Source organism: Leuconostoc falkenbergense (genome assembly GCF_014634805.1).
Taxonomy (GTDB): Bacteria; Bacillota; Bacilli; order Lactobacillales; family Lactobacillaceae; genus Leuconostoc; species Leuconostoc falkenbergense.
This window is the reverse complement of sequence record NZ_BMBS01000055.1, coordinates 1-9,858: the sequence shown is the minus strand read 5'-3', so window position 1 is coordinate 9,858 and position 9,858 is coordinate 1. Positions and strand designations below refer to the sequence as shown.

Here is a 9,858-nt window from a genome sequence, read left to right as displayed (position 1 = left end):
TGTAAATGTTGCTGGTATCATTCAAAAAGTCATTTGCTTTGGCTTTGTCTGCGTTCAAACGACTAACCACGTAATCGGGGTGTTCCGCAGGTAAATCAGCTTTGACATCACTTATCTCAAAAGCATTTGGTGCCAGGTTGACACGATCAATTAACTTCTGTGTGGGATCACTTTCAGTCATGGCACCCTCTGAGTTGTCTTGAGTCGGAACAACAGCTTGAACAGTTGGCTTCACTATTTCACCACTTGTAGGCTGCTTTGGATGTTCAACTATCTTAGGAATAGCAGGTACAGTCTTTACGACCTTTTCCTGTGATTGGTCACTAGTTTCATTGTCAACATCTTGAACCAGTGGTGGCTTGACTTCAATCGTTGTGCGTTGGAACTTATTAGGCTCAACTGTTAGGACTTCACCAGTTTCACGCGCTTGTCTAAACTGTTCCTCAGAAGGTAAATCTGGCAAATCATCTGATGACAGACTACCATCCGCAAGCACGGCATCCATCAGCGGTTGTAAGGCTTCAACAATAATGTCATAAGTCATATCTTCATCTTGACGAATTTCTGTGTCATTAAAAATATGATCAGCGGTACTAACAACAATGTTTTCAAACCCTGCTGTTAATGTCGCTCTTTCCCAACTTAATCCGGTTGGCTCAGCACGACCTTTTTCGTTAGTGATAAAGTAGACGACATTGCCTAAACGAACATCATGATCACCTGCGCGAACCACATCATTGACCAAACCAGCAGCGAATTGTTGTAGCCCTGACAGTGATACATTCGGCCAGCTTTCACTTACCCCACTTTTTTCTGCCAGGTCTTTAATCACCTCATCATTGAGATCAATTTCAGTTTGTTCAACGCGGGCAAAAAATGGATCACCGATACTAGTTTGTTTTTTCTTCCCAAACATATCTTATTCCCCCGTTCAGAATGGCCAGTTGATGACGTTTCCGCCACCAGCGGTTGTAGCTGTTTGCCAAATCCATGTCAGCAATAGTCCAGTTAAGGCGCCACCACCAATACCGAACATGGCGTGCATTAGCTTGCTGTTACTCTTTTGCGCCATCTGTTCATTACCAGTAGCACGCATGATGAAACCAATCAATAAGCAAATAGCGCCCACAACGATCAACACAATATAAAGAATTGTGATGACCTTTGAACCACTTGTTTTGGCAGCATCACCAATGTCCGCTGAGGCAACAGTCGGTAGCCACATTGGTAATGAAGCAACCAATCCCACGAATGTTTGTTGTAAGCGTAAAACCGGACGACGCTCCCATAGAAACTTGTTATGTGCATTTGACTTTTTCATTCAAAAAGTCCTCCTTTTTCTTTGTTGTGTTATCAACACACGCACAGAATAACAAGAATCAAAAAATTGTCATAAAGGTAAATGATTTTTCCTGAGGCAAACAAAAAAGCCCATCCAACGGGATGAGCTTTAGTTAATTTACAAAAAATAATTCAACGACACTCAATCCAAAAAAGTTTGAGTGTGGTAGATTGTAAAATTGACATGTTTGACGGATAACAATAGTCCACGGCATTTGTATTGTAAATTGGGGTTCAGAGGCTATGGTCAAGAGCCGAATTCTCTGTTTGATGGCAAAAAATATTACAACGAAAGTTTATTGTTACTTGATTCTCATTCATTTACCGCAAAATAATGTTATGTCATGGATAACCACTATCAGAATTTTTTTAATATATGGCAGATTGTAAAATTAAACCGAACACCTTGCATAAAAAAGCTGCAGAGACTTTAATGGTAATTGACCAAAATCAACCATAAAGGATCTGCAGCTTATGTCTTCTAGTTTATCAGCTCACGAACGTTATGTCATTGAAACAATGATCAAACTTAATCATTCAACTCGTGAAGTCGCCCGTTTCTTAAAGCGTCCTCCTGCAACTATTACCTACGAGTTAAATCGAATTAAACCATACAATGCACAACAGGCTCATCATTTAGCCCAGTGTAATCGGCACAAACATGGTCGCTATCCGTCCTTAACACCCGAAATATCAGCTTTTTTGAACCATCACATTGGTATCTTGAAGTGGTCGCCAGAAACGGCTGCTCATGTATTGGGTATTGCTTTCAAGACTATCTATAACTGGATTCATCATGGTTTGCTTAAAATTGAGGTGTCAGATTTACCTGATAAAGGCATCCGACGTAAGCGTCAATCTGATGGCCGTAGACGTGTTTTTGCTCATGGCCGTTCAATTGAAAAACGACCAAAAACTGTCCAATTAAGACAAGAATTTGGTCATTTTGAAGTTGATACGATGCAATCTGGTAAAACACGTGGCGATGTTTTAGTGACCATCACAGAACGATTGAGTCGACAACATATCATGAGACATGTCAGTGGCCGCAATAGTCAGGCAGTGACACCGGCAATTATTAGTTTTTTCAAGGGTATCAAAAATGCTAAATCAATCACAGTTGATCACGGTCGGGAATTTGCCAAATATGATGAAATAGAAGAACAGCTAGGAATACCGATGTATTTTGCGCATCCATATTCACCAGAAGAACGTGGTAGTAATGAAGTGCTGAATCGATATGTCCGGCGTTTTATCCCAAAAGAACGCAAAATTGAAACCATCAGTCAGAAAGAATTAGAACAAATCAATCATTGGGTTAATGCCAGACCAATGAAAACGCTCAACTGGCAATCACCACGAAAGGTTTTTCTGCAGTTTGCAGTGTTCGGTTAATTCTTGCAATCTACCAATATCAATGCCTAATGATTTAAACAATTCTTGCCCTTCACTCGTTAATTGCAATTCATTTTGATATCCTACCAGAAAACCGGAATTGATTAAGTAGTCATAGCAATCAACCCCCACCTTGCCTGCCATGTGAGTGTAACAACTTCTGCAATAAGCAAGTTTATTAAGCGCCATTCTTTGATGATATGATTGTGTCAATTTTTTAGGGCTAATCACCATTAATTGTTCAATTAGATGTGCAATATCTAAATTACTCAACTGATAATAAACGAACTTACCGCGTTTATAATAGTCCAACCAGCCTTCATTATAAAATTTCTTTAAATGATAAGAAGCTGTTTGATCCTTTATCGTGGCAACTTTGGCAATTTCATGAACCGTGTGAAATCGGCCATCCATGAGAAATGTTAGAATCGTTAAACTAGATTGATCAGCAAGTAATTTAGTTACATCAATCATATTTGGTAAACCTTGTTCTGTCATAAAATTCCTTTCAAAAACATATCGATGCGCATCGAACAATCTTTCATATAAAATAACTGTATCACATCGAAAAGGATGACAGCAAAATGTTCAAACAAATTCACAAAGAGAGCCTCTACTATGGATTTCCAGTCACACTTTTAGCAACACAAAGTATTGACGGCACAGACAATATTTCGCCTATCAGTTCATCTTGGACACTAAATAATCATGTTGTACTTGGTGTAAGTTTAGAGGGGCAAGCCTATCAAAACATGCTGACAACGCAAGAGGCAACTATCAACATTGCCGATAGTAAAATTTGGTCCAATATTGAGCGTATCGCAAGAACAACTGGAAAATCACATATTGATCGTAATAAAAAAATGATGGGTTATCAATACTGTTCTGACAAATTCCAGCTTGGTGGTTTTACCAAAATCCCCAGCACAACTGTCAAAACAGCTGCTATACGTGAATGCCCAATTCGAATTGAAGTTATCATTGAAAATATTGCGCCTCAGGATGATTTTGCCATTATTATTTGCAAAATTAAAAGCACTTTCGTTGATACTTCAATTCTACATGACAATAATCATATCGACGTCACAAAATGGCAGCCCCTACTTTATCAATTCCGATCATACACAACAACCTCCGCTAGTTTAGGACAAAATTTTCGATTTGAAGAATACTTGGATGTCAGTCATTAAACCAACCAACTAATCAGTAAAAGATATTGATGACACTATCAAACAAGCTTTTGAATGATCTTGTCAAACGCGCGTGTTGGCAAAATAGTGTGTAACGCAACTAATGCCTTGGCACCATAACCAACAAAATATCTTGTTTTTGCGCGTTTATTGATGACAGACTTCACAATTGTATCCGCTATCACTTCTGGATTAGTTAACTTATCTGATGAATAAAGTTGTCTCATTCGTTCTGCTGCCGCTAAAGCATGTTCTTGGTAAGCTGTTCCTTGAGACGTTTTTTTAAGATTATCAGCCGCTATTATACCCCAATTCGTTTTAATACCACCGGGTTCAATGAGCACGACATCAATGCCAAAAGGCTTTACTTCCATTCTCAGCGCATCACTAAATCCTTCTAGCGCATATTTTGTGGCATGATACCAAGCACCCATATAAGTTGTCATTCTACCAGCCATCGGATAATGCGACCAGACTGTTGCGCTCTCATGTAAGGTAAGACTAGTTGTGTCAATTTGGCTAATCCAAATAAATTAGTGTCAAATTGTTTTTTAGCCTCCGAAATATGCACGTTTTCAATGGCACCATAGGATCCGTACCCAGCATTGTTGATTAAAATATCAATTCGCCCAGACGCCTCAATAATGTGCGCCACTGCCTTAGTAATTGTCTCATCATCAGTGATATCCATGTAAATTGGTGAGACACCTAGCTGAACTAATGGTGCCAGCCTGTCTACACGTCGAGCCGCACCATAGACTTTGAACTGTTGAGCCGCTAATTTTTTAGCTGTTTGATAACCAATACCACTGCTAGCTACTGTAATCAAAACCACTTTTTGTGCCACCATCGTTTTTATTCTCCACTTACTTGCCTTAGATTTTAGCATGTTTTGACAGACATAAAAAGCCACGACTCAGTGTTAACCTCATCATGACTAAAAATGAAAAATAATTTAAATGGCGTGTTTCATTACGATTTAATATTTTCGTGCCACTTGTTTGAAGTATGTTTTTGATGTCTTCAGATAGATACCAAAATATATTAGCACGACCCCAGCAATCGTAAGACCCATTGTTGTATAAACCACTGGTCCTACCGTAACACCGAATAGTTGCAGTATTTTGATCATCATTGGCATTGCAAAGCATAGGTGCGCAATTGCAACCACAATCGGCAATCCAAATACCCATACAACTTGTGATTTGACCGTACGTTTCACCTCGCTGTGAGACATACCTACTTTTTGCAAAATATCAAACTGCTTCTTATCTGAACGTCCCTCAGAAATTTGCTTATAGTAAATAATTAGTCCTGTCGCCATGATGAAACTAATTGAAAAAATCAAACCAATAAAGAAGAATCCCCCATAGAAACTTTTTAACACAGACATGGTTTCTGATTTACTGTCAACAGTAATATTTTGCTCACCCTTAAATGTTTTTAAGAACTTGTCTTTTTGCTTGTCTGAGCCTTTGATATCAAATAAAAGTTGGTTAGTATACGAAATAGATTGTTTATTCTCACCCAAATCATTGAATGCTGAACCAATTTTGTCTGTCACAGTCTTAGACGGTATCACAATAATCATTGAGTGAGTCATGCTAGCTTGCATACTTGGCACGCCATCGATTTTAGATAAATGTTTTTTGACATGATAGCTTTGATTCAAGAATTTGATCGTATTATTCTTAAATGTACCTTGCCTATCATAAGCATAGACTTCGTTTGCCGCTAATGTCTCACAATGTTGATTTGTCAACTGATTAAATTGTTGGATCGTCATAAATAGAAAGTCTGACAAATTATCAGCTCTTGTAACTGCTGTACCACTTAACGGCATGGCATGACCGCTGCTGGTTAAATAGCCCGTGATTGGATTACTAATTTCCATGTGATACATTTTACTGAGCGCCACATCATTATCAGCAGCAGCTTGTTTCACCTTATTTTCCGATATGCTTTTATTAGCCACGTTAGTCATAATAATATCACGTGGAAATTGTTTATTGACATAATCTTGCTGTCCTACAAGCATTGATACGGTCGTGACAATTACAACCAATGCCATGGTAGTTAGCAAGGAAATACTTGCCAAGCCAGTGGCATTTTGTCTCATTCGAAACAACATATTAGAAACAGTAATGAAATGATCTGTTTGATAATAGTAATTGGTGTGCCCTTTCATTGTTTTTAGCACAATAGTAGATGCCACAATAAATAGCAAATATGTCGCTATCACAACCATGATTACAGCTAAGAAAAACATTGTCATTGCCTTTAATGGCGAGTCCACAGTCAATGAAATGTAGTATCCCCATGCCAACAGTAAAATGCCTAAACCAAATAATAACCAATGACTTTTAGGTTCACGCTCGCCCTTTTGTGACGCTTGTAAGAGCGATATTGTTTTCAAACGCCATACAACCCAAATATCACTCAACAGCAGTAGCATGAATCCTAATGCAAAAAATATCATCACAAAAATGATTGCACCCAAAGCAATGTTGAGTTGAAAGTTATTGCCCCCAACTAATTTAATAAACAGCAATAATAATAGTTTACTAAACAGCACGCCAGTCACAAGCCCAATCACTGTGACAATCATGTAGTTAATCAATTGTTGTCGCCAACTAATTTTGATGAGATCTCTTTTTTGCATCCCCAAAATACTGAACAGGCCGAATTCCGATTGTTTACGTTTATTCAAGAAGCTGTATGTATATAGCAAAAAAATGACAGACAATAGACCAATAACAACTTGTCCAAACATGAGCAGCTCAATGACTGAGCTGCTAGCTCTTAGTGTTTGAACACCTTTCGAATAAATCAATAATTGAATGACCAAGTTCAAAGCTACCGCAGCAGTACCAGCCAACATAAAAGGTAAATATTCTAACTTATTTTTGACAATTGATTGCCAAGCTAATTTCCAATATAACATGTCACATTGCTCCCCCAAACAAATTTGTTGTGGCATCATTAATCGTGATTAACATTTCTTGATCATTACGATTACCACGATAAATTTGGTGAAAAACCATGCCATCCTTGATAAATAAAACGCGCTTGGCACAACTGGCTGCTAAAGCTGAATGTGTGACCATCAGAATTGTCTGATTACTTTCATTGTACTTCCTAAATAGTGACAAAATTTCAGCCGCATTTTTTGAATCCAGTGCCCCAGTTGGCTCGTCCCCGAGTAAAATATCTGGATTAGTAATCAAAGCACGACCAATAGCCACTCGCTGCATTTGGCCCCCCGACAATTCGTAAGGATACTTATTGAGCAAATCTTGAATGCCTAATTGCTCGGCTAATCGGTGCAGTTTTTCTGATTTATCTTTTGTCCTTTTTGCCAAAACGAGTGGTAAATAAATATTGTCTCTGACTGACATTGTATCTAGTAAGTTAAAATCTTGAAAAACGAAGCCCAAGTGATCACGTCGATAGCTTGCCAATGTTTTATCAGATAAATTGGTTAGATCCTCATCGTTAAGCATGATTGTCCCTGTTGTTGGCTTGTCTAATGTTGCAATACAATTTAATAGCGTCGATTTTCCGGAACCAGACTCGCCCATGATTGCAATAAACTCACCAGCTTCAACTTCAAAATTGACGTCAGCCAATGCCGTAACCGTATTGTTTTTAAATTTACCTCGATACTCTTTTTTGAGATGCTCAACTTTTAGTAATGTCATAAAATGAATTCCCCTTTTGTTATGTCTATATTCATTTTAAATGAAAAAAGAGGTGAGTTGCCTTACACCTCGTCACTAAAGCTTACAGTTTCGTAAGGTTGTGTTTTTGTCTGCTTAAAATCAATTGTTACCGTGGTGCCGCTCCCCACCACCGACGCAATTTTGATATCATGTCCAAGCTCACTTAAAATTTGCTTCACCATGAACAGCCCCAAACCACTACTGTTATTTTCAAGACGACCATTTAGTCCCGTATAACCTTTGTCAAATAATCTTGGTAAATCACTGGCTGCAATGCCAATACCAGTATCTTTAATCACTACTTGATGATGATTTTCAAATATAACCTGAATGCAACCTTGTGATGTATACTTAATCGCATTGAAAATAATTTGTTCTAATACAAATTGAATCCATTTAGAATCACTCACAACTGTAAAATCTTCGCCCGTAATTGAAACTGATAGATTTTGACGAATGAAAAACAATTTGTAGGATTTAATCACATCACGGACAATTGCCTGCAAATGGATAGGTTTGAACGTCAAGTCTTGATGTAAATTCTTGAGGCGAATAAATTGCAACATCATGTTCAAATATTGATTCACAATGAGCAATTGGTTACTCGTTTCATATTTTTCAATCGTATCGGTTTGATTCATCAAATCCAACACAGACAATGGCACTTTAATTTGATGTGCCCACATGGCATAGTAATCTTGAATGTCTTGCATGGCGTTAACCTGAGTAGCTAACGCTTTTTTTTGCCGAATTGCCTGTTGTTTGAGCAAATTTTGATACAAGTGAGCCGCGGAAGAAGTCGCTGGCAAGCTTAAATTATCGACTGACAATCGCTCATCGGATAAAACATTTTTCAAAATTTTTCGCGTTTGAAACCAACGCCAAAACAATATAAATGTCATACCAATTAAAAAATATAGTCCCACATAAAGTGCATCGATTACAGCATCAATATCTAAAGAGCGCATCACAACACTCCAAAATAAAGCGCCAAAAATGGAGACAAAAAGCAGGTAAAAATACCAGTAATCCAGCAAAAATAACCAGATTGATTGCAGACATTTTTTAATCATTTAACGATAGCCCTTTCCCTTTAACCGTGACCAAAAACTTTGCAAATCCAATTGAGTCTGTTTTTTGACGTAAGCGTGCCAAAGTCACTGACAACGTATTGCGATCAATAAAAATATCATTGTCCCATAAATTTGACATAATATCTTCGCGAGAAACCACTTGATATTGATGACTAAACAACAAGTGTAACAACTTGGTTTCATTTCTAGTCAAAGTTACTGAGCGTGTTCCCGTTTTGAGTTGATCATCAATAATATCTAGACTAAAATCTTGAAATTTTAGAACGCTTCGATCAGACACAAACGTATATTCACGACGCAAAAACGCATTAATTTTGACAATCAACAATTCAATATTAAATGGCTTGGTGACATAGTCATCACCGCCAAAGTTCATCGCCAAAATTTGATCTGTGTTGTCATCACGACTGGATAAAAATATAATTGGAACCACACTGTCCTTTCGGATTGCTTGTGTCCAAAAAAAGCCATTATGATACGGTAAATTAATATCCATTAAAATTAAATGCGGCAAAAATTGATCCACTTCTGTTTTGACATGATTGAAATCATGGCACGCTTCAATTAAAAATCCCCAACTTGATAATGATTTTTTTAACAAATTAACAATTTCATGATTATCCTCGACTACAAATATTTTAAAACCCATGGCACTCCCACTTTTTTCATCTTATTGCAAAACGCCAGGCTTGTATTGCGCCGACATTATTGTTAAATTATAGTTATTGATTTTCACTATACCTATTGTAATATATGATATACCAAATTGTGCCCTTTCCGGTCATCTGTTAGTTATCATTTATCACAAATAACCCATACCACAGGAGAAATTATCCAAAGCATGACACCCATTGTAACAGAACGACTGATTCTTAAACCATTGCAAATAGATGACTACGAAAGTTGGTTTAATGGTTTTTCTAATCGCTACCCTGCCCAAACCCCTTATGATGAGCGCAAACTAGACATGAGCATTTGTACAGAATATTGGTTTGCCAACCTAGTTGGTAAGCATAATCGATTACGTGAAACTGACGATATTTTTGCTCATAAGTCAATAATTCGGACTATTTTTTATCTAGGGCTGAACTGATTAGGCAACTTTTATTTTTTGAT

The 9,858-nt window shown here is 37.6% G+C and carries 9 protein-coding genes and 2 pseudogenes; 3 read left to right on the top strand and 8 right to left on the bottom strand.

Features of this window, described 5'->3' with window-relative positions; genetic code table 11:
• Together IEU71_RS09315 and IEU71_RS09310 are read right to left on the bottom strand one after the other, a co-directional pair.
• Positions 1-916: pseudogene (locus IEU71_RS09315) on the bottom strand (hypothetical protein); the annotation flags it as partial.
• Positions 917-931: 15 nt separating this feature from the next.
• The gene (locus IEU71_RS09310; RefSeq protein WP_080519708.1) at positions 932-1,321 is read right to left on the bottom strand and encodes a hypothetical protein; all 390 of its coding nucleotides are present in this window, start codon (positions 1,319-1,321) and stop codon (positions 932-934) included.
• 494 nt (positions 1,322-1,815) lie between these two features.
• Between IEU71_RS09310 and IEU71_RS09305 the strand changes: the two genes are divergently transcribed.
• Positions 1,816-2,736: an IS30 family transposase gene (locus IEU71_RS09305; RefSeq protein WP_004913681.1), complete on the top strand. Its 921-nt coding sequence runs from the start codon at positions 1,816-1,818 to the stop codon at positions 2,734-2,736.
• On the opposite strand, the gene IEU71_RS09300 is transcribed toward IEU71_RS09305, so the two are convergent.
• Positions 2,695-3,234, bottom strand: coding sequence for an ArsR/SmtB family transcription factor (locus tag IEU71_RS09300; protein ID WP_004913678.1), 540 nt, complete (start codon positions 3,232-3,234; stop codon positions 2,695-2,697). The genes IEU71_RS09305 and IEU71_RS09300 overlap by 42 nt on opposite strands.
• A gap of 86 nt (positions 3,235-3,320) precedes the next feature.
• On the opposite strand from IEU71_RS09300, the gene IEU71_RS09295 reads away from it, so the two are divergent.
• Positions 3,321-3,926 carry a flavin reductase family protein gene (locus IEU71_RS09295; RefSeq protein ID WP_004913675.1) on the top strand — a complete coding sequence of 202 codons (606 nt, stop codon included), beginning with the start codon at positions 3,321-3,323 and terminating at the stop codon, positions 3,924-3,926.
• Between the two features lie 38 nt (positions 3,927-3,964).
• Here the strand turns inward: IEU71_RS09295 and IEU71_RS09290 are convergent.
• The 5 genes and pseudogenes from IEU71_RS09290 to IEU71_RS09270 form a co-directional block, all read right to left on the bottom strand.
• A pseudogene (locus tag IEU71_RS09290) lies at positions 3,965-4,776 on the bottom strand (oxidoreductase).
• 129 nt (positions 4,777-4,905) lie between these two features.
• Positions 4,906-6,870, bottom strand: a complete 1,965-nt coding sequence (locus IEU71_RS09285) for an FtsX-like permease family protein (protein ID WP_004913668.1) — start codon at positions 6,868-6,870, stop codon at positions 4,906-4,908.
• A 1-nt stretch (position 6,871) separates the two neighbouring features.
• Positions 6,872-7,627, bottom strand: coding sequence for an ABC transporter ATP-binding protein (locus IEU71_RS09280; protein ID WP_004913664.1), 756 nt, complete (start codon positions 7,625-7,627; stop codon positions 6,872-6,874).
• 62 nt (positions 7,628-7,689) lie between these two features.
• The gene (locus IEU71_RS09275) at positions 7,690-8,616 is read right to left on the bottom strand and encodes a sensor histidine kinase (protein WP_233127292.1); all 927 of its coding nucleotides are present in this window, start codon (positions 8,614-8,616) and stop codon (positions 7,690-7,692) included.
• A gap of 97 nt (positions 8,617-8,713) precedes the next feature.
• Positions 8,714-9,391 (bottom strand): response regulator transcription factor, encoded by a 678-nt coding sequence (locus IEU71_RS09270; RefSeq protein ID WP_004913656.1) that lies wholly within the window; start codon positions 9,389-9,391, stop codon positions 8,714-8,716.
• A gap of 192 nt (positions 9,392-9,583) precedes the next feature.
• On the opposite strand from IEU71_RS09270, the gene IEU71_RS09265 reads away from it, so the two are divergent.
• Positions 9,584-9,835: a hypothetical protein gene (locus IEU71_RS09265; protein WP_188349647.1), complete on the top strand. Its 252-nt coding sequence runs from the start codon at positions 9,584-9,586 to the stop codon at positions 9,833-9,835.
• Positions 9,836-9,858: the final 23 nt, after the last annotated feature.